Source organism: Actinoallomurus acaciae (assembly GCF_042429965.1).
Classification (GTDB): Bacteria; Actinomycetota; Actinomycetes; order Streptosporangiales; family Streptosporangiaceae; genus Actinoallomurus; species Actinoallomurus acaciae.
The window spans coordinates 1-18,641 of record NZ_JBHLZP010000116.1; the positions used below are offsets into that span (position 1 = coordinate 1).

Here is an 18,641-nt window from a genome sequence, read left to right on the forward strand (position 1 = left end):
GAGTCAGCGCGGCGCCGACGGCCGCCACCAGCGACGTGCCGCCGCCGATGAGGAACGCCGGTCCGCCGGCGACGAGCGTCGCCGGGCCCTCGACCATGCCCGTCGCGACGAGCCGGCCGAGCACGAACCGGCCGAGCACGACCCCGGGCAGCAGCCCGACGGCGATCGCGGGAAGGGCGACGACGACCGTCTCCGCCAGGACGCCGCGGCGGATCTGCCCGGGAGTGGCGGCGATCGACCGCAGCAGCGCGATCTCCCGTTCACGGTGCTGGATCGTCAGCGCGACCGTGGAGACCACGCCGAACGTCACGATCGCCAGGGTCCACCCGCCCAGGATCGCCGGCAGCATCACCAGCGTCGTGGCTCCGTGCCCGGTGCGGCTCAGACCGGTCTGGAGGAGGCAGGCGAACGCCGTGAGCAGGGCCGTACCCGTCAGGGCGACGATCGCCGAGGCGAGGTGAGAACCGCGGTGGGCGCGGATCGCCCGCACCGTCGACAACGCCTTCATCGAACGCCTCCCGCCTGCGCCGCGGGGACCGCCGACGCGAGCCGCGCCATCCGCGCGGCCACCGTTGCGGCGTCGGGCCGCGGGAGCGAACCGTCGATCCGCCCGTCGGCGAAGAAGATCACCGAGTCGGCGTAGGAGGCGGCCACCGGGTCGTGCGTCACCATCACCACGGTCTGCCCCGACTCCCGTACCGCCTCTCGCAGCAGGTCGAGCACCTCGCGGGCGGCCTGGGTGTCCAGCGCGCCGGTCGGCTCGTCGGCGAAGAGCACCGCGGGCCGGGCGAGCATCGCACGGGCGATCGCGACCCGCTGCTGCTGGCCGCCCGACAGCTCCGCCGGCATGCGGTCCGCCCGGTTGGCGAGACCGAGGCGCTCCAGCAGCGTGCGGACCACCGCCGGGCTGCTCCGACGGCCGGCGAACTCCAGGGGGAGGGTCACGTTCTGCGCGACGGTCAGCGTCGGGACGAGGTTGAAGGACTGGAAGACGAACCCCATCCGCTCGCGCCTGAGGCGCGTGAGAGCGGTCTCGTCCAGACTCTCCAGCGCGTGGCCGTCCACGACGACCGATCCCGACGTCGGCCGGTCGAGTCCGGCCGCGCAGTGCAACAGGGTGCTCTTGCCCGAGCCGGACGGCCCCATCACGGCGGTGAACCCGCCCGCGGGCAGGGCGAGGCTCACTCCGTCGAGCGCTCTCACCGCGGCGTCACCGTGGCCGTGGACCTTCGTCACGTCGTACAGGGCGAGCACAGGAGATGCATTCGGTGGGTACATTGCACGAGTCATAAAGTACACCGTACTCGCCGGATTGACGAAAGCAAAAACACATTTCTGACCTGCGTCTATGTGCATAGATACTTGCGAGACCGTCGACATCGGCTATATTTTCGTCACAGCTCGAAATCGTGACGAAAATAGGAGAGCAGCGAAATGCCGGTATGTGAGATGTGCGGACGGACGCTGCGACCCGCGTCGCGCGGGCGTCCGCCGCGTTACTGCTCGCGGGCCTGCCGGGCGCGGGCGTACCGGCTGCGGGCCGCCAGGCCGTCCGTCTCCCCGGCCCACGAGGCCGCCCCGTCGGACGAACCGGGCCCGCACCTGAACCGTGAGCGGATCGTGCGGGCCGCGATCGACCTCGCCGACCGGCACGGCGCCGAAGCGGTGTCGATGCGGCGAACCGCCACGCACCTCCAGGCCGGCGTGATGTCCCTCTACCGCTACGTCTCCGGGCGGGAGGAGCTCATCGAGCTCATCGTGGACGCCGTGTTCGGGGCCCGCCCGCTGCCCGAGCCGGGGCCCGAGGGATGGCGGGCCAAGCTGGAGCTGTCCGCCCGCCGGGAATGGGAGATCTACCAGGCCCACCCGTGGGTCCCGCAGCTGGTGGCGGCCACCACCCGGCCGCCGCTCGCACCGAACCTCATGGCGTACACGGACTGGCGGATGCGGGCGGTCGACGGGCACGGGCTGGACTTCGGTACCCTGACCCAGGTCGCCATCATGATCGGCACCTACCTGCAGAGCGCGGCGATGCCACTGGCGTACGAGCGACGCGCCGCGAGGGCGACCCGGCAGAGCCGTCAGGAGTGGGTGGCCGCCCGGCAGGAGACGATCCGCCACGCGTTGGCCTCCGCCGAGCTGCCGATGGTCTCCCGCTTCAGCACCGAGGCCTACGACGCCTCCGAGCCGGAACGGATCTTCGAGTTCGGCCTGCAGAGGATGCTCGACGGCATCGCCGCACTCCTCGGGCCCGGTTGATCGGGGCTCTCTACCGGTACGGGCGGACCGGGAGGCGCGAGGACAGGTCGGCGCGTTCGCCGCTCGCGCTGATCCGGTCGCGGACCTCGTCCCAGGCCGTACGGCCGGTGGCCAGCATGATCCAGGTCGTGGCGTCGGTCTCGATGACGTTGGGCGGCGTGCCGCGGGTGTGCCGAGGGCCCTCGACGCACTGCACGGCCGCGTACGGCGGCACGCGCACCTCGACCGACCGGCCGGGGAAGTCCGTCGCCAGCCGCTCCAGCAGGAGCCGCACGGTGACCCGCAGGGCGCTGCGTACGGGCTCCTCGCCGGCGTCGTACGCGGCGAGGACGGCCGCGACCACGGCGTCCTCCAGGCGAGCGTCGGGCGGCGGTGCCTCGTCGGTACGGCCGAGGGCGATCAGCTGGTCGTCGAGGGCGGCGCGCAGCCGCTCCGGTCTCAGTCGGGCCATGGCGGGACCGACGGTACCCGGTCCGCGGGTTTCGACGATGAGTCATCGGATGTTGTTGCTGTGATCAGGGTGTTTATGGGAGGTTTTCGGGATTCCCGTGGCCGGCCGCGGTCCCGGGAGCCCGACCGGCCGCGGTCACGAACCCCCCGATCCAAGGAGCCCCCATGCGGGTCCCCCGACGTTTCCTCCTCGGCCTCACCGCCGTCGCGTGCGCGGCCATGCCCCTGTCCGGCGCGGTCATCGCGCCGCAGGTCGCGGTCGCCATGGCGGCCGACAACGGCATTCGTGGCCAGTACATCGTCACGATGAAGCACACGGACCAGGTCTCGCACGCGATCGCCTTCCCGACGCTCCACCGGTTCACGAGAGGGTTCGCCGCGAAGCTCTCGGCGACCCAGCTCGACCGGCTCCGGCGCGATCCCGACGTCGCCGCGATCGAGCAGGACCAGGTCATGAAGATCTCCACGACGCAGCAGAGCCCGACGTGGGGGCTGGACCGGATCGACCAGGCGAAGCCGCCGCTGTCGCACACCTACACGTACAAGCACACCGCCTCGGACGTGGACGCGTACGTGATCGACACCGGTATCGAGACGACACTCGGCCAGTTCGGCGGCCGGGCGGACACGGTGTACGGCGACGAGGACTGCAACGGCCACGGCACCCACGTGGCCGGGATCATCGGGTCCACGTCGTACGGGGTGGCCAAGGACGTACGGCTGCACGCGGTGCGGGTGCTCGACTGCGACGGCTCCGGCAGCACCTCCGACGTCATCGCGGGCGTCGACTGGGTCCGTAAGAACCACGCGGCCAAGTCGGTCGCCAACCTCTCGCTGGGCGGCACGAAGTCGACGGCGCTGAACGACGCGGTCACGGCGCTGTCCAAGTCCGGCGTGTTCGTCGCGGTGGCCGCGGGCAACGACGGCGCCGACGCCTGCAAGGGCTCGCCGGCCAGCGCCGGGAGCGTCGAGGCCGCGGCGGCCAGCTCCTCCAGCGACACCCGCGCGTCGTTCAGCGACTACGGCTCCTGCGTGGACGTGTACGCGCCCGGCGTGAACATCAAGTCGACCTATCAGGGCGGCACCGCGTCCCTGAGCGGCACGTCGATGGCGTCCCCCTTCGTGGCGGGCGTCGCGGCGCTGTACAAGTCGGCGTACGGGCAGGCGACGTTCGGCACGATCCAGAAGTGGATCACCGCACACGCCGCCAACGGTGTGATCAAGAAGAACAAGTCTGGCACGCACAACCGGCTGCTGAACAAGGGCTCGCTCTGAGCTGAGCGCGAGAAAGGGCCGGTCGCCCCCGCGACCGGCCCTTTCTCGCCGCCGGATCAGGCGACGGGCACCGCCTCGGGCTCGACGGGCACCGGCGTACGGCGCCGGGCGCGCAGCGTGGCGAGGCTGAGCGGGGCGCCGACGAAGACGATCGCGGCGGCGATGAGCAGCGCGAGCTGGTAACCGGACAGGAACGCGTGGACCGGCGTCGCGCCGCCCCGCAGCTGAGCCGCCTGGCGTGAGGTGAGGATCGCGCCGACGATCGTGACGCCCAGCAGGCCGGAGACCTCGCGGGCGGCGTTCATGACGGCGGACGCGGCGCCCGCGCGGCCGGGCGGCAGCACACCGATGATCGCGTCGTTGAGCGGCATCATCGTGAAGCCGGAGCCGACGCCGAACGCCACGAACGCGGGCATCAGGTCCATGAAGTGGCCGTGCTCGCCGACGAACGAGACCATGACCAGGCCGGCCGCGTTCAGCGTCAGCCCGAGCGCCACCGTGACGTGCGTGCCGATCCGCCGCGCGAGTACGCCCGCGACCGGGGCGATCGCGGCCATGATCAGTGCCATCGGGACGAACGCCGCACCCGCCTCGGTCGGGGAGAAGCCCAGGACGTTCTGCAGGTACATCGCGGTGAAGAAGTAGACGCCCATCACGCCGAAGCCCCAGAGGATCATCGCGCCGGTTCCGCCGCTGAACATGCGGATGCCGAAGAGGGACATGTCGACCATGGGGTCCACGGTGCGCCGCTCGACGATGACGAACGTGGCCGCCGCGACGGCGGCGACGGCGAACGCGCCGAGGATCAGCGCCGAGGTCCAGCCCTGGTTGTGCCCCTCGATCAGCGCGTACGTGACGGAGAACAGCGCGACCGCCGAGGCGGTCAGGCCGGGCAGGTCGAGCCGGCGCCGTACGGCGTCCCGCGACTCCCGCATCGAGGCCATCATGATCGCGACGGTGACGACGCCGACCGGCACGTTGATCAGGAAGATCCAGCCCCAGTCCCAGCGCTGGCTGACGAAGCCGCCCGTGAACGGGCCGAGGGCCAGGGCAAGGGCGCTGACCGCACTCCAGACGCCGACCGCCCGGCTGCGCTCCTTCGGGTCCGGGAAGGTCGCGGAGATGATCGCAAGGGTCGAGGGGATGCTGGCGGCGGCGCCGAAGCCCTGAAGCACGCGGGCGACGATGAGCATCTCCTGGCTGGTCGCGAGCCCGGCGACCAGTGAGGCGAGGGTGAACACGACGAGCCCGCCGACGAAGAGCCTCCGGCGCCCGTACACGTCGGCCAGTCTGCCGCCGACCAGCATCAGCCCCGAGAAGACGAGGATGTAGCTGCTCACGATCCACTCCAGGCCGGAGATGGACAGGTGCAGGTCCCGCTGGATCGACGGCAACGCGACGTTGACGACGTTGTTGTCCAGGAAGGTCATGAACGTTGCCAGCGCGACCCCGACCAGGGTCCACCAGCGTCGCGTGGGGGTCATCCCCGCTCCTCTACATTGTTCTTATACGTTGTACATGTACTGCGTATAAGACCCTGTACGGCGTATAGTTGTCAAGTGGCCACTGGAGAAGAACGGGCTCGGCTGAGCCGGGAGACGGTCGTCGACGGGGCGCTGGCACTGACGGACGCGGAGGGCCTGGACGGTCTGACGATCAGGCGGCTCGCCCAGCACCTCAGCGTCACGCCGATGGCGCTGTACTGGCACTTCAAGAACAAGGAAGAGTTGCTGGACGGCCTCGCCGACCGGCTGTGGTCGCTCGTCGACACCTCGGTCGACCCGTCGGCGCCGTGGCCGTCGCGGCTACGGACGCTGATGAACTCGATGGTCGAGGTGCTGCGGGCCCACCCGTACGCGGCGCCGCTCATGGTGACGACGCAGCCCGACGCCGCACAGCACTGCTTCGACATCATGGAGGCGGCGCTGAAGATCCTCGCCGACGCGGGCTTCGCTCCGGCCGAGGGCGCGATGCTGTGCCGGCACGGGCTCCGCACGGTGACGACGCTGGTGATCGGCGACCCGGGCCTCAAGCCGCAGCAGACGGAGGAGGAGGCCGAGGAACACCTCCGCCGCAAGCGGCTCAGCATGGAGACACTGCCTCGGTCGCGCTATCCCTGCCTGATCGCGGCCGCCGGCCCGCTCACCAAGATCGACGACCCGGAGGCGGAGTTCGCCTTCGGCATCGACCTGTTCGTGGCGGGAGTCGAGGCCCTCGCCGCCAGGCGTTGAAGCGAGCCGCCGGGGTGCCGCCGACGCCGGATCGGTGACCGGAACGCACCGCCGACGTCGCCGGCCCGCCAGGGCCCGGCCGTGTCCCGCTTGCGTAGCAGGTCGCACAGGGTGGCGACCTCGGCCTCGGCCAGGGCGGAGAAGACGGCCGGCGGGGTCGTGTACACGCTCGGCCGGGCGGCGACCCTCCTCCGTGAGGACGATGACCTCGACCCGGTGGTCGGTGGGGTGCGACTCGCGGACGGCCAGACCCCGCTCCTCGAGGGCGTGTTCTTCGTGAACGTGCCGATCGGGGTGGCCGCCTTCGCCGTCGGAGCGGTGCTGCTCGCCGGTCACGCACAGCCCGACCCCGGCCGCCTCGACGTCCCCGGCTTCGTGCTCCCCGGCCTCGGTCTGGGCTCCGCGATGTACGGCGTGTCCGAGGGGGCCGCTCATCGGCTGGTCCAGCGGCCCTGTGCTCGCCACGATCGTCATCGGCGCGGTGCTGCCGTCGGCCATGGTCCGCGTCGAGCTGCTGACCACCGTGCTCGCGGCCTTCCACGACGGCTTCCTCACCGTCGCCGTGATCGCCTGCACCGTCCACGGCGCCGATGCCGCCGCGACCATGGTCCCGCGACGGCGGCGGGTCCCGGTGGAGCGGGCCGGGGAACGGGCCGTCGGGATTCGGCCATGACCGGTCGCCCGTCGGCGCGGCCCCTAAGGTGATCAAGATGACCGATCATGCGGAGTTGCCGGTCTTCGTCTACCACCCGGACCCGATGGGAACGGGCTCGATCAGGGCGTCGGATCAGACGTGCGCCGCCTGTTCACAGCGGCGTGGCTTCATCTACACCGGCCCGATCTACTGCGAGGAGGACGTGGAGGCGCTCTGCCCCTGGTGCATCGCCGACGGCAGCGCGGCCGAGCGATTCGGCGCCCTCTACTGCGACGTCTTCGCGCCGCCGGGGACCGATGACACGGTGGTGGACGCGATCGCTAAGCGCACCCCGGGCTTCTCCGGGTGGCAGCAGGAACGCTGGCTGTTCCACTGCGGCGACGGCGCGGCGTTCCTTGGCCCGGCGGGCGCGCGCGAACTGCGCGGGGACGAGCCGGCGCTGTCGTCGTTGCGGGCCGAGCTCCGTACTCACCGCTGGACCGACGACCAGATCGACGGCTATCTGAAGGCCCTCGACCGCGTCGGCCAGCCGACGGCGTACCTCTTCGAGTGCCGTTCATGCGGTACGCACCTCGCGTACTCCGACTTCACGTAGACGCCGTGGTCACGAGCGGGCGAGGTCGGCGACGATCCGCTTCGTGGTCTCGGCGATCAGGGCCTCCTTGGACGGGGTGTCGTACCCGGATCGGTCGGACATGACGGCCATGACGAGCGGCGCGGCGTCGGACGGCCACACGATGGCGACGTCGTTGGCCCTTCCGTAGTCGCCGGTTCCGGTCTTGTCGGCCACCTTCCACTTCTTGGGAAGCCCGGCGCGGATGCGTCCGGCGCCGGTGGCGTTGCGTTCGAGCCAGTCGCCGATCAGGGCGCGCCGGTCGGGGGTCAGCGCGTCGCCGAGCACGAGCCGCCGGTAGTCGGCGGCGATCGCCCGCGGAGTGGTCGTGTCGCGCGGGTCGTGTGGGGGGATCCTGTTCAGCTTCGGCTCGTAGTCGTCCATGCGGCTGACGGTGTCGCCGAGTTCACGCAGGTAGGCGGTCAGTTGCGCGGGGCCACCGATGTCGCGCATGAGCAGGTTGCCGGCCGTGCCGTCGCTGTGGCGGATGGCGGCGTCGCACAGTTGCCTGATGGTCATTCCGGTCGCGACGTGGTTCTGAGTGATCGGCGAGATGGAGTCGACGTCGGCCTTGGTGTAGGTGACGCGCCGGTTCAGGTGGCTGAGCGGGTTTCGGTGCAGGACCGCCGCCGCGGCGAGTGTCTTGAAGGTGGAGCAGAACGCGAAACGCTCGTCGGCTCGATAGGCCACGACGGCGCCCGTACCGGTCGCCAGGGCGTACACGCCCAGGCGGGTGTCGTACCTGCGCTCGAGCGCCGCGAACCGCGAGAGGTCCGGCGACCTGGCGGAGCCCTGGCTCGGCGACGCGGACGACGGCCGGGAGGTCGAGTGGTGATCTGCCTCGCACCCCGTGAGCGGCAGGAGGGCCGCGGCCATCAGCATCGCTCGCCGGGACGGGCTGGTCTGCTCAACGGACATGGCCGATGAGCAGACCAGAGTTGATCACGTTGTGTCCAATATCGATGGCACGGGGCGATCGATCAAAAAGTCGATATCGATCCTCGCCGAGCCGTACTGAACAGCGAAGATACGTGAATCCATATCAATGATCAATCAATTCCAATATTGGACACGATCGGCAGAGCTCTGGTCTTCTCTCCCGCATGCGCACTGGCTCATCACGATCTCGAACGGCGCTCGGCGCCGCGGGGCTCGCCCTGTCCGCCCTTGTCGCCCTTGCCGGCTGCGGTGACACGACGATCCGCAAGGCGGTGCCGCAGAGCGCCACGGCATCGCTCCGCGCGCCCGCGGCGTCGCCCGCCTCGTCCCAGACGGAGGTCGCCCGGCGGCTCCACGCCCTTGAGCAGCGGCACCACGGGCGGATCGGCGCGTACGCGATCGACACCGGGACCGGCCGGGTCCTGAGCTACCGGTCCGGCGAGCTGTTCCCGGAGGCCTCGACGTACAAGGCCATGGTGGCCGGGGCCGTGCTGCGGAAGGCACGCGGGTCCGACCCCGGGCTGATGGACCGGGTCGTCCACTACACGCGCGACGAGGTGGTGGACAACTCGCCCATCACCGAGCAGCACGTGGACACCGGCATGACCGTGGCCGACCTGTGCGACGCGGCGATCACCGTGAGCGACAACACGGCGGCCAACCTGCTGCTCAAGCAGATCGGCGGGCCGACCGGACTCACCACGTTCTACCGTTCGCTCGGTGACCCGGTCAGCCGGCTCGACCGCTGGGAGACCGAGCTCAACATCTGGCGGCCCGGCGAGAAGCGCGACACCACCATGCCCTCCGTCTACGCCCGCGACCTGCGGGCTCTCGTCCTGGGCAACGCGCTCGCGCCCGCCGACCGGACCCGCCTGACCGGCTGGATGAAGAAGACCACGACCGGGGACGCGCGCATTCGGGCCGGACTGCCGAAGGGCTGGACCGTCGCCGACAAGACCGGCACCGGCTCGACGTACGGCGCCACGAACGACATCGCGGTCGCCTGGCCGCCGTCCGGCGCGCCGGTGGTCATGGTGGTCCTCACCAACCGCCGGGCCGCCGACGGCACCACCGATGAGAAGGCCGTCTCCGAGACCGCGGCCGTCCTCGCCCGCGGGCTCGACGAGGCCGGTCAGAACTGATCCGGATGCCGATCGGCGGCACCGCCGTCCCCGTCACGTCCCGCCCGGCCGGCGCACCGCGTCCGGCCGGGCGGAACGCCGCCGACCGTCGGGCGATCGCCGCCGTCGTGGGCATGCAGGTCACCGCGGCGATCGGCTACTACGCGGCGATGGGGCACATCGTCGCTCATCTACGCGACGACGCCGACCTGCTCGCCGGGACGATCGGCCTGGTGCTCGGCACCCGGTTCCTGGTTCAGTCCGCGCTGCAGCCGCTGCTGGGGGCGCTGATCGACGTGCTCGGGGCGGCCCGCGCCGGGATGCTCGCCTGCGCGCTCCGCACCGCGAGCTTCGCGCTACTGGCGACGGCGGACGGGCCACTCGGCCTGTTCGGCGCGGCCTGCCTGCTCGGGGCGGGCGGCTCGCTCTACGTGCCGGCCGTACAGGCGATCATCGCCGGGATGTCCCCTGCCCACCGACCGGTCGGCTTCGCCGCGTCGCTGGTCAGCGGGCAGGTCACCGCCGTGGTGGCCCCGCTCGCCGGGCTCGCCGTCCTGAGAGGCGGCGGCTTCGGGCCTCTCGCGGCCGGCGCCGCACTGTGCTGGGCGATCACCGGCGGCCTGTTCCTCCTCCTGCACCTGGGCCGGCGCGGCCGTCCTGAGGCGGATCGGGTCTCCCCTCGCCCCGGAGCCGGTACGGGGATGGCGGCGGGCGTGGCGGCCGTCGTACGCGACCGGACGTTCGTTCGTTTCGCGATGGCGACCGCCGCCAGCATCCTGCTCGCCGGAGAGACGACGACGGTCGTGCCCCTCAAGAACTTCGGGTCGAACTGGACGACCGTGTTCTTCTGCGTCGCCGCCGCGGCCACCGCCGTCGTGCAGCCGTGGTGCGCCGCCGGGAGCCGTGCCGACCGGCCACGGGTCCTCCAGGCGGGACTGCTGCTGATGGGCGCGTGCTACCTGGCGCTCCTTCCACTGGACGGGAACGGCGACGTGCCGCAGGTCGCCGGCCTGATGGCGGCCGCCGTACTGGCCGGAGCGGGGCAGGGCCTCATGCAGTCCTCGGTCTTCCAGTCCATCGCCCGGTACGCGCCGCCCGAGCGGATCGGCGCCTACCTCGGGGTGTCCTCGTTCCTCTCCGGCATGATCGTGTTCGCGAGCGATCCCGTGGTCGGCGCGCTCTTCGACGCCGGGGCCGCAGGGGTCGCACTGGCCGCCCTCACCATCCTCGGGCCGGTGTCGGCGATGGCCTGTGCCCGGCCTCTCATCCGCCTCGACCAGGGAAGATAATGAATCGGCTATCGATTCTGCCCCCATACCGGCATCGATATGATCCTGGGTCGTGAACCTGGTGGGGCATCTGAACTGCTTCGTCGTCGTCGCCGAAGAACTCCACTTCGGCCGCGCGGCGGAGCGTCTCGGCATCGCCCAGCCGCCGTTGAGCCAGCGGATCCAGCGGCTGGAAAAGGAACTCGGGGTGCGGTTGTTCGACCGGTCGAGCCGGAAGGTGGAGCTCACCGCGCCGGGAAGGCTGCTGCTGGAGGAGGCCCGTGAGATCCTCGTCCGCGTGGACCGCGTCTACTCCGTCGCCGAGCGGGCGCGCCTGGGCGAGGTCGGCGCCGTACGCGCGGGCCTGCCGAGCGACCTGGGCGGGCCGATCGTCGCCGCGCTGATCGCCGCGTTCCGCGAGCACCGCCCGGACCTGCGCCTCGAACTGCGCGAGACCGGGACGGCCGTGGCGCTGGTCCCGCGCACCGAGGACGCCGCCGGAGCGACCTGGCGCCCGCTGCTCGGCGAACCGCTCACCTGGCGAACGTCGTGCGTGTGGCGGCAGTCCCGCGACCGCGACCAGGCCGGCGCCATCGCCGACTTCACCGCCGTCGCGACCGCCGTACTGCGCCGCGAAGCGGCCATGACCCCACTCGACACCGCGCCGGCCCGCCGCGTCGTCCAGCGCCCGGCCTCGGGATTCCTCGCATGAGCCGAACCGACGACACAGCCCGCTTGGTCTTTCCCTCCGACGAAGGAGGGCTCATGAGCGAACGCGACGACACGGCCCGCACGGTCTCCCTTCCGGCGAAGGAGGGTGCATGACCGCGCCTGGTGGTCTGCGAGCGGACGCGCACGCGCGGATCGAGGCGGCGTTCCACGACGCCGGGGTGACCGGGTGCCTGCACGCGACCGACATCGACACCGGACGGCAGGTCGCGGTCCGCGCCGACGAGCCCGTCGTGCTCGCCTCCGTCTTCAAGGTGCCGTTGCTAGTCGCCTTCCACCGTCAGACCGCCGAAGGCCTGCTCGACCCGACCGAACCCATCACGCTGCGCCCCGAGGACCGCACGTCCGGACCGACCGGCGTGTCCGTCCTGCTGGACGAGGTCCGCATGTCGCTGCGCGACCTCGCCTGCCTCATGATCACGGTGAGCGACAACACGGCTGCCGACGTCGTGCTGGACCGAGTCGGCCTGGACACGGTCAACACGACCGCCGCCGCCCTCGACCTGCCCACCACCGTGGTGGACGGCGACGGCCGCCACCTGCTCGACACCATCTTCATCGACGCCGGAGCGACGACGTTCGGCGAGGTCTGGGCCCGGCTGGACGAACCCGGCACGATGAACCGCCTGCGCGCCCTCGACCCGCTCCGCACCAGCCACAGCACCCCCCGCGAGATGACCCGGCTCCTCGGCCTGATCTGGCGCGACGAGGCCGCACCACCCGCCGAGTGCGCGGCCATGCGCCGCCTCCTCGGCCTCCAGGTCTGGCCACACCGCCTGTCGTCCGGCTTCCCGTACGACGACGTGGTGGTCAGCGGTAAGACCGGCACATTGCTGACGATCCGCAACGAGATCGGCGTGGTGGAATACCCGGACGGCGGCCGCTACGCCGTGGCCGTCTTCACCCGCTCCCTCCTGCCGACGGCCGTCCTACCCCAAGCCGACGCCGTCATCGGCACCGCCGCCCACCTCGCCGTCGAATCACTCCGCCACGCGTAGCGCACGACGCCGCCGACGAGTAATCACATGAGCAACACCAATGATCCTGATTAGCTCACAGCGCGTTAATTCGTCATTACTGATGTGCACTGCCCCCGGCACCTCGCTAGTCATTATGCGGGGGCGCATATAGGTGCGTATCCCTTAGGTGATTCCCCCCTTGACCTGCTGATTCTTTAGAGTGACTCTTACCTGAAGAGGGATCGACTCTGGTCGGGAGGCAGAGGCATGAGGCTAAGATTCATTGGGATCGACCCGGGGACGAACGGCGAGAATTGCCCATCCGTCTGGGTAGACGAGGAGACCGGTGACTTCCTCTTCCAGGGGCGGGAGGTCGCCGAGGCTGCCACCCTGTCCGAGGTCTCGACCCGGAGCCCGATCGCCGGTGACGAGCGGATCGTGAGGCTGCCAACGCGCATGCGAAAAATAATTCAGGAGGCATGTAGTGACGGAGCGGCCGACCTTCGATGAACTTTTTTCCAAATGCATGAGATCAGCAATACATTTGGAGATGCGAGATACTTATACCCCTGATGACCCCGTGTATCTCGATTGGAAGGCCGGTAGGGATATTGACCCGGTCGAACGCTTTCGAGGCTGGTTCGATGTCGTGGAAAAAACCGTGAGTCGCGGCGTGAACATACGCCGGGCTCGCGTCGTCTCGGAACCGTTGACAGACTTCATCCGACATGAGTACGAGGTGACTCCTCGGCTGAACATCCCTGCTGGAGAGCGTGTCCGGTGGCTGCCGCGTCGCCAAGCTTCGGATCTCGTCCTGCCGGGCAATGACTTCTGGGTGTTCGACGATCAGCTCGTACGCTTTGGTTATTTCGCGGGCGACGGCACATACCTAGGGCATGAGATCGTTACGGACCCACGGGTCGTGAAAATTTGTGTCGACGCTTTTGAGCCCGTATGGGAACGTGCGATCGATCACGCCGACTACCAGCCCGCACCATAATTGTTCGCCCACGACGCATGGTATGACATGAATGATGAGCCGGGTGTCGCCAACGACTTTTCCGGCGATGCCGATATCGTCATGCAGGCTGGAGCGATTCATGGCGATATCCATCTGCCGAAGGTCCGATACCGGTTCCCGCCGCCCCATCAGCTCCCGATGGGACCCAGCGCGTTCGTCAACCGCAAGAATGATCTCGATCGGCTGGACCACCTGCTTGACGCGCATCTCGGCGCGGAGGCCGGGCACCGCACGACCGCTGTCGTGTCCGCGGTCGCAGGGGCACCGGGCGTCGGTAAGACCGCCTTGGCACTGCACTGGGCACATCGTGTCGGCGACCGGTTCCCGGATGGAGCTCTCTACGTCGATATGCAGGGGTACGGCCCTGGATCCGCCCTTGCCCCGGCGCAGGCACTCGATCTGTTCCTGCGGGCACTGAGCGTTCCCGCCGAAAGCATCCCGGAAGCGCTTGACCAGCGCGCTGCGCTCTACCGATCCGTTCTGAACGGCAAGCGCGTTCTCGTACTCATCGACAACGCCTCTTCTTCTACCCACGTCCGACACTTACTTCCGGCGTCACCGGAGTGTTGCACTGTTGTGACGAGTCGGGGCTCACTATCCAGTCTGGTAGCGAGAGAAGGGGCCGTACGCGTGACTCTGGATGTCCTCTCACCTGGAGAGTCCGTCCAATTGCTCAGCGAGTTGATGGGCAGTTCGAGAGTAGCCGCCGAATCGGTGAGCGCGCTCACGCTTGCCGAGTTGTGCGGCCACCTGCCGCTCGTCCTTCGGATCGTGGCGGAGCGTGCCGTCAACCGTCCGCGGTTGTCGTTGGCGGAGCTGGTCGACGAACTGGTGGGTGAGCAGCACCGTCTCGACGCGATGGCCTCGGCGGAAGACGAGCTCAGCGACACCCGTGCCGTCTTCTCGTGGTCGTACCACGCGTTGTCTCCCGAGCTGCGCAGGACATTCCGCCTGCTCGGCATGCACGAGGGACCGGACATCGGTGTCGAGGCCGCGGCCGCTCTGACCGGGAGCGATGCGACGACCGCCAAGCGGCACCTCCGGGCTCTCGCCGACGCGCATCTACTCCAAGAGAAAACAGCGAACCGGTTCCACCTGCATGATCTGGTTCAGGTGTATTCGCTTGAACGTGCCGTCGCGGAAGAGAGCCAGGAAACCCGGATCAAGTCCGCTCGACGGCTCCTGACCTGGTATCTGCTCACTGCGGACGCAGGCCGCCGCGCTATTTTGCCGTACTCCGCGTCGTTCCCGCTCATCCCGGCGGGCGACATATCGGTGATCGAGAGGTTCGAGACCGGTCCAGCGGCGATGCGCTGGTTCAACTCCGAGCGTCTGAACCTGCACGCAGCCTTGCGGCAGGCGTTCGAACTGGCGCAACTCGACATCGTCTGGAAGCTGGCCATCGCCGTCAGCGGCTACCTCGAGCTCGGATCCTATTGGACGGAATGGGAAGAGACCGTCGCCGTGGGACTCGATGCGGCACGGACACTGGGAGACCGTCTTGGCGAAGCTGTGAGCCTGTCCATACTGGGTGATGCCGCCTGGCGTGACGGTCGGCTCGATGATGCGGCCGAAAGGTACGAACAGACTGCCGAGATAGCCCACGAGATCGCCGTCGGGTGGCTTGAGGGGTTCGGCCTGCGTGGCCAGGGCCTCGTCCATGAGGCGCACGGACACTACGACACCGCCTCCCGACTCTTCGAATCGGCGCTCCGGGTCTTCCGCGCCGGTGAGTTCCGCCGTGGTGAGGGCATGGCGCTTCTTAGCCTGGGCAAGTGCGCCCGAATACTCGGCGACCCGCCCACCGCTGTGTCCCGCGGCATCGCCGCAGTGGGAATCTTCAAAGAGCTCGGTGATACCTGGACCGTCGCCTGGGGCAGCATCGACCTGGCGGCGAGCTACATCGCCGTGGGAGACGGCCGCGAGGCGGAGTCCGCGCTACGTACGGCGCTCGCGATCTTCGAGGACTTCGGCGACCGCCGGCGCCAGGCCGAATCGCTCATCCGGCTCGGCGAGGTTCTGCGCGCTTCCGGCGACCCGGGCGCGGCCGGTGACTGCTGGCGTCGGGCCGCGGAACTCTATGAGTCCCTCGCCGATCCGCGAGCGGCCGAGGCGCGCGAACGCCTCGCGAACCTAGACGACGGCTGATCGTCAAGCGGCTGCGCCGTCGGGGCTCAGCGCCGGGGTTTGCCCTCGCTCAGTTCTGTGACCGCCTGGGTGACACGGCGCTCCCGCGTCTCCGTCTTCTTGGCCTGTTCGATCCAGGACACGTACGCCTTCTTGCGGGACGGGGACAGGCCCTCGAAGAAGCGCTCGGCCTCCTCGTCGCCGTGCAGGGCCTGCGCGAGGTCGTCGGGGACGGCCACCTCGCGCGGGGAGTCGTCGAGTTCGACCTCGACGTCGACCTCGTCACCGGCCTTGACCTCGGCGGCCTTGCGGTTCTCGGCGCTGAGCGGGATCTTGGCCACTCCCCGCATCGTCCCGATGGTGCTCGAATAGGTGTGGCCGTTCATGGTGACCTTCACGGCCGGACGCCTGCCTCCCCCGAGCGCTTCCATGACTTCGGCCGGAACGTCGATGCCGGTAGCGGTCTTGCCGTCCAGTTGGACCGTCGCGCGGAATCTCATGGGGCAGAGTATGCCGCTCGGTCCGCGCGGTATCCCCGCCACATCCGGAGCGCCGAGGCCGGCCGCCACGAGAGAAGCACCTGGGATCTGCGGCGTCTCTGATCAGCTCTTGGACCCGTAGTCGAGGACTGGAACCCCGGGCGTCCAGCCACGCAGCGTGGCGAGGAACGTGGATCGGAACGTGGCCTCGCCCGTGGCGGCGTCGAGTGCCCCGGCCAGTTCGAGGGTCACGAGCCCGTGCAGGGTCACCCAGATCGAGAGGGCGATGGACGTCGTGTCGCCGGCGAGTACGGACGCCGACAGCCCACGGTCGATCGCGGCGATGAGCGGCCGGACCGGGTCGCCGGCGCCGACCGTACCCGACGGGTCGAAGGTCTGCACACCACCGAACAACACCGTGTAGAGGTGGCTGTGCTCGCGCCCCCATCGCCGGTACGCGACGGCGAGCGCATAGAGGTCGGCGAGAGGGTCCGCTGAGGTCGGCACGGCCGACAGATCCCGGAACAGTCCGACGACCGCCCTGTTACGCACCTCGCCGATCAGCGCGTCCTTGCCGTCGAACAGCGAGTACAGGGCCGCGGTCGAGGTCCCGGCGGCAGCGGCCAGAGCGCGGACGGTGATCGACTCTCGCGGGCGTGTGGCGAACATCTCGGTCGCGGACTCGACCAGGCGCTCTTTCACGGTGTCGTCGTTCGTCCTCGGCCTACCCATGACGACCAAGCCTAGCCGAGCTGCTAACGTTGTTTTGAAACAACGTTTGGAAACTATCGCAGGGGCCTTGATGCCGAAATCCTTCATCCGTCTTGTCCGCTTCACCGGCCGCCTGGGCCTGGCCTTCGCCGCCGTCGTGGGGCTGGCCGTCCTGTTTCTCGTGCTGATCGTTTTGACGGACGGGGCGGGCTCGGGGCTCGCCGCATGGCTGATCACCCTCGGAGCCGGGGCCGCCGCCGCACTGTGGCGGGGCCGCCGGCGTACGTGGCCGAAACGACTCGTGCCGTTCGTGCCGGTGATCGTCGCCGCGGCGCTGACGGCGTCGGTCTGCGTCCCGACCGCGCCCACGGAGCGGCGGTACCCGCCCGCCCTGCCGTTCGCAACGACGCAGCACTGGCGCCTGGCCACCGGAAGCCGGGTCGCCGTTTACCACTACCCGCCCGCGGCCCCGGACGGCACCCGGCACGCGACGCCCTTGGTGTACCTCAACGGCGGACCCGTCCGCAGCATCTCGGTGCTCGACCACCGATTCCTGCGACGTCTGGCGAGCCAGGGCTACGACGTCTACGCCTACGAGCAGGCCGGCGGCGGGCGAAGCGACCTGCTTCCCATGGACCAGTACACCATCGCCAGGTCGGTCCGCGACCTCGATGCCTTCATCGACCACCTGGACAAGGGCCGGGCCGACGTCCTCGGATTCTCCTCAGGCGCGGTCGTGCTCACCCGCGCCCTGGCCGACCCGGGCGTCGCCGCCCACATGCACCGAGCGATCATCGCCGAGCCGGGTCCGATGGACGGCCCCACCGCACGGATCACCGGGCAGAAGGGACGGCCGTCCGCCCGCGGCCTCGCGCCCGCCATGGCCGGTCCGCGGTCGACACATGTCCCCCGGTACGCCGTCGCGTTCGGGCTCATGCGACTCGGGCTCCTGTCGCCCGGCACCGGCCTGATCGGGCAGGCCGAGGGCGACAACGCCTTCAAGGCCGCCGATCTCGGCAGCGACACCGCATCCGGCTACTGCGCACGGGACGCGCACCGCATCCCCGCCGAGGACACGGCGCAGAACTTCTCCTTCAGCGCCGCCGCGAGCCTCCACGTCGATCAGACGATCAAGGACTCACCCTCCATCGCCCCGCAGCTGAGGCGCTCCCGCACCCCCGCGATGCTGATGATCGCCGAATGCTCCGCACAGGTCCGCCAGTGGGAGACCTCCGTCCTGGCCGACGACCCCGCCATCCAGCGCACCCAGTACCTGCCCGGCGTCGGACATCACATGTGGAACGGCCTCGACGACAACAACGAACGAGCCTCCGCCGTCATCGACGCGTTCCTCCAGGGCGAACCGGCTCCCCTGCCGAACTACCCGACCCGCGCCGACATCCCCGCGCTCCTTCACGACCACAGATGACGGCTCCGGCGGACATCCGCCGGTGTCCTCTGCCGCGCTGCGAGAACACCGCGTGAGGGCCGTCCCCCGAAAGGCCGGGGGCGGCCCTCACACTTCGCCGGGCCGTTTCGTCGGTAGGGGTGAGAGCGGATTCGAAAAGGAGATCAGCATGCACACCCGTGTCGACCTCGCCGACAACCCGGTCGGGGCCAAGGTCGTGAAGTACGCCGTCTCGGCGAGCGCGGCCGTGTCGAACTCGACGCTGCCGGCCGCGACGCGGCACCTGGTGGAGATCCGCGCCAGCCAGATCAACGGTTGCAGCGTCTGTCTCGACATGCACACCAAGGACGCCGCGCACGCCGGAGAGACCTCACTACGCCTCAACCTCATCGCGGC

Annotated in this window: 20 protein-coding genes; 13 read left to right on the plus strand and 7 right to left on the minus strand. The window is 69.6% G+C overall.

The window, feature by feature from the left end:
• A partial coding sequence (locus ACFFNX_RS17485) for an FtsX-like permease family protein (protein ID WP_378202687.1) occupies window positions 1-508 on the minus strand: 508 nt, incomplete at its 3' end.
• Entirely contained in the window at window positions 505-1,278 is a 774-nt protein-coding gene (locus ACFFNX_RS17490; RefSeq protein ID WP_378202690.1) for an ABC transporter ATP-binding protein, read from the minus strand. The genes ACFFNX_RS17490 and ACFFNX_RS17485, both read right to left, overlap by 4 nt.
• 156 nt (window positions 1,279-1,434) lie before the next feature.
• Here ACFFNX_RS17490 and ACFFNX_RS17495 point away from each other — a divergent pair, with 156 nt between their 5' ends.
• Window positions 1,435-2,259, plus strand: a complete 825-nt coding sequence (locus tag ACFFNX_RS17495; protein ID WP_378202693.1) for a TetR/AcrR family transcriptional regulator — start codon at window positions 1,435-1,437, stop codon at window positions 2,257-2,259.
• A gap of 10 nt (window positions 2,260-2,269) precedes the next feature.
• On the opposite strand, the gene ACFFNX_RS17500 is transcribed toward ACFFNX_RS17495, so the two are convergent.
• A complete protein-coding gene (locus ACFFNX_RS17500; RefSeq protein WP_378202695.1) occupies window positions 2,270-2,710 on the minus strand; it encodes a sterol carrier family protein in 441 nt (146 codons plus the stop codon).
• Between the two features lie 164 nt (window positions 2,711-2,874).
• On the opposite strand from ACFFNX_RS17500, the gene ACFFNX_RS17505 reads away from it, so the two are divergent.
• Window positions 2,875-3,984, plus strand: coding sequence for a S8 family peptidase (locus tag ACFFNX_RS17505; RefSeq protein WP_378202697.1), 1,110 nt, complete (start codon window positions 2,875-2,877; stop codon window positions 3,982-3,984).
• Window positions 3,985-4,040: 56 nt separating this feature from the next.
• On the opposite strand, the gene ACFFNX_RS17510 is transcribed toward ACFFNX_RS17505, so the two are convergent.
• Window positions 4,041-5,468 carry an MFS transporter gene (locus ACFFNX_RS17510; RefSeq protein ID WP_378202700.1) on the minus strand — a complete coding sequence of 476 codons (1,428 nt, stop codon included), beginning with the start codon at window positions 5,466-5,468 and terminating at the stop codon, window positions 4,041-4,043.
• Between the two features lie 75 nt (window positions 5,469-5,543).
• Here ACFFNX_RS17510 and ACFFNX_RS17515 point away from each other — a divergent pair, with 75 nt between their 5' ends.
• The 3 genes from ACFFNX_RS17515 to ACFFNX_RS17525 all read left to right on the plus strand — a co-directional run bounded on the left by ACFFNX_RS17515 (window position 5,544) and on the right by ACFFNX_RS17525 (window position 7,465).
• Window positions 5,544-6,215, plus strand: coding sequence for a TetR/AcrR family transcriptional regulator C-terminal domain-containing protein (locus ACFFNX_RS17515; protein WP_378202703.1), 672 nt, complete (start codon window positions 5,544-5,546; stop codon window positions 6,213-6,215).
• Between the two features lie 454 nt (window positions 6,216-6,669).
• Window positions 6,670-6,888, plus strand: a complete 219-nt coding sequence (locus ACFFNX_RS17520; RefSeq protein ID WP_378202706.1) for a hypothetical protein — start codon at window positions 6,670-6,672, stop codon at window positions 6,886-6,888.
• A gap of 37 nt (window positions 6,889-6,925) precedes the next feature.
• Window positions 6,926-7,465, plus strand: coding sequence for a CbrC family protein (locus ACFFNX_RS17525; protein ID WP_378202709.1), 540 nt, complete (start codon window positions 6,926-6,928; stop codon window positions 7,463-7,465).
• Between the two features lie 9 nt (window positions 7,466-7,474).
• Here the strand turns inward: ACFFNX_RS17525 and bla (ACFFNX_RS17530) are convergent, their stop codons facing one another.
• Window positions 7,475-8,401, minus strand: coding sequence for a class A beta-lactamase (gene bla / locus ACFFNX_RS17530; protein WP_378202712.1), 927 nt, complete (start codon window positions 8,399-8,401; stop codon window positions 7,475-7,477).
• 185 nt (window positions 8,402-8,586) lie between these two features.
• Here bla (ACFFNX_RS17530) and bla (ACFFNX_RS17535) point away from each other — a divergent pair, with 185 nt between their 5' ends.
• The 6 genes from bla (ACFFNX_RS17535) (at window position 8,587) to ACFFNX_RS17560 (ending at window position 15,668) form a co-directional block, all read left to right on the plus strand.
• Window positions 8,587-9,564 carry a class A beta-lactamase gene (gene bla, locus ACFFNX_RS17535; RefSeq protein WP_378202715.1) on the plus strand — a complete coding sequence of 326 codons (978 nt, stop codon included), beginning with the start codon at window positions 8,587-8,589 and terminating at the stop codon, window positions 9,562-9,564.
• 5 nt (window positions 9,565-9,569) lie between these two features.
• Window positions 9,570-10,832, plus strand: a complete 1,263-nt coding sequence (locus ACFFNX_RS17540) for an MFS transporter (RefSeq protein WP_378202718.1) — start codon at window positions 9,570-9,572, stop codon at window positions 10,830-10,832.
• Window positions 10,833-10,884: 52 nt separating this feature from the next.
• Window positions 10,885-11,523 (plus strand): LysR family transcriptional regulator, encoded by a 639-nt coding sequence (locus ACFFNX_RS17545; RefSeq protein ID WP_378202721.1) that lies wholly within the window; start codon window positions 10,885-10,887, stop codon window positions 11,521-11,523.
• A 109-nt stretch (window positions 11,524-11,632) separates the two neighbouring features.
• A complete protein-coding gene (locus tag ACFFNX_RS17550; RefSeq protein WP_378202724.1) occupies window positions 11,633-12,538 on the plus strand; it encodes a serine hydrolase in 906 nt (301 codons plus the stop codon).
• A gap of 445 nt (window positions 12,539-12,983) precedes the next feature.
• A complete protein-coding gene (locus ACFFNX_RS17555) occupies window positions 12,984-13,499 on the plus strand; it encodes a DUF6879 family protein (RefSeq protein WP_378202727.1) in 516 nt (171 codons plus the stop codon).
• Entirely contained in the window at window positions 13,500-15,668 is a 2,169-nt protein-coding gene (locus ACFFNX_RS17560) for an ATP-binding protein (RefSeq protein ID WP_378202730.1), read from the plus strand.
• Window positions 15,669-15,694: 26 nt separating this feature from the next.
• Here the strand turns inward: ACFFNX_RS17560 and ACFFNX_RS17565 are convergent, their stop codons facing one another.
• Both ACFFNX_RS17565 and ACFFNX_RS17570 read right to left on the minus strand, forming a co-directional pair.
• Window positions 15,695-16,147, minus strand: coding sequence for a YdeI/OmpD-associated family protein (locus ACFFNX_RS17565; RefSeq protein ID WP_378202733.1), 453 nt, complete (start codon window positions 16,145-16,147; stop codon window positions 15,695-15,697).
• 102 nt (window positions 16,148-16,249) lie between these two features.
• Window positions 16,250-16,858, minus strand: a complete 609-nt coding sequence (locus ACFFNX_RS17570; protein ID WP_378202736.1) for a TetR-like C-terminal domain-containing protein — start codon at window positions 16,856-16,858, stop codon at window positions 16,250-16,252.
• 70 nt (window positions 16,859-16,928) lie between these two features.
• Here ACFFNX_RS17570 and ACFFNX_RS17575 point away from each other — a divergent pair, with 70 nt between their 5' ends.
• Together ACFFNX_RS17575 and ACFFNX_RS17580 are read left to right on the plus strand one after the other, a co-directional pair.
• On the plus strand, window positions 16,929-18,266 hold the full coding sequence (locus tag ACFFNX_RS17575; protein ID WP_378202739.1) for an alpha/beta fold hydrolase: 1,338 nt from the start codon (window positions 16,929-16,931) through the stop codon (window positions 18,264-18,266).
• A gap of 148 nt (window positions 18,267-18,414) precedes the next feature.
• Window positions 18,415-18,641: carboxymuconolactone decarboxylase family protein (locus tag ACFFNX_RS17580; protein WP_378202761.1), on the plus strand; the 227-nt coding region annotated here is incomplete at its 3' end.

Coding starts and splice junctions, on each gene's coding strand:
- ACFFNX_RS17550 (WP_378202724.1), top strand. CDS start 11,633: ATGACCGCGCCTGGTGGTCTGCGAGCGGACGCGCACGCGCGGATCGAG.
- bla (WP_378202715.1), top strand. CDS start 8,587: ATGCGCACTGGCTCATCACGATCTCGAACGGCGCTCGGCGCCGCGGGG.
- ACFFNX_RS17540 (WP_378202718.1), top strand. CDS start 9,570: ATGCCGATCGGCGGCACCGCCGTCCCCGTCACGTCCCGCCCGGCCGGC.
- ACFFNX_RS17490 (WP_378202690.1), bottom strand. CDS start 1,278: ATGTACCCACCGAATGCATCTCCTGTGCTCGCCCTGTACGACGTGACG.
- ACFFNX_RS17565 (WP_378202733.1), bottom strand. CDS start 16,147: ATGAGATTCCGCGCGACGGTCCAACTGGACGGCAAGACCGCTACCGGC.
- ACFFNX_RS17525 (WP_378202709.1), top strand. CDS start 6,926: ATGACCGATCATGCGGAGTTGCCGGTCTTCGTCTACCACCCGGACCCG.
- ACFFNX_RS17570 (WP_378202736.1), bottom strand. CDS start 16,858: ATGGGTAGGCCGAGGACGAACGACGACACCGTGAAAGAGCGCCTGGTC.
- bla (WP_378202712.1), bottom strand. CDS start 8,401: ATGTCCGTTGAGCAGACCAGCCCGTCCCGGCGAGCGATGCTGATGGCC.
- ACFFNX_RS17510 (WP_378202700.1), bottom strand. CDS start 5,468: ATGACCCCCACGCGACGCTGGTGGACCCTGGTCGGGGTCGCGCTGGCA.
- ACFFNX_RS17505 (WP_378202697.1), top strand. CDS start 2,875: ATGCGGGTCCCCCGACGTTTCCTCCTCGGCCTCACCGCCGTCGCGTGC.
- ACFFNX_RS17575 (WP_378202739.1), top strand. CDS start 16,929: ATGCCGAAATCCTTCATCCGTCTTGTCCGCTTCACCGGCCGCCTGGGC.
- ACFFNX_RS17495 (WP_378202693.1), top strand. CDS start 1,435: ATGCCGGTATGTGAGATGTGCGGACGGACGCTGCGACCCGCGTCGCGC.
- ACFFNX_RS17500 (WP_378202695.1), bottom strand. CDS start 2,710: ATGGCCCGACTGAGACCGGAGCGGCTGCGCGCCGCCCTCGACGACCAG.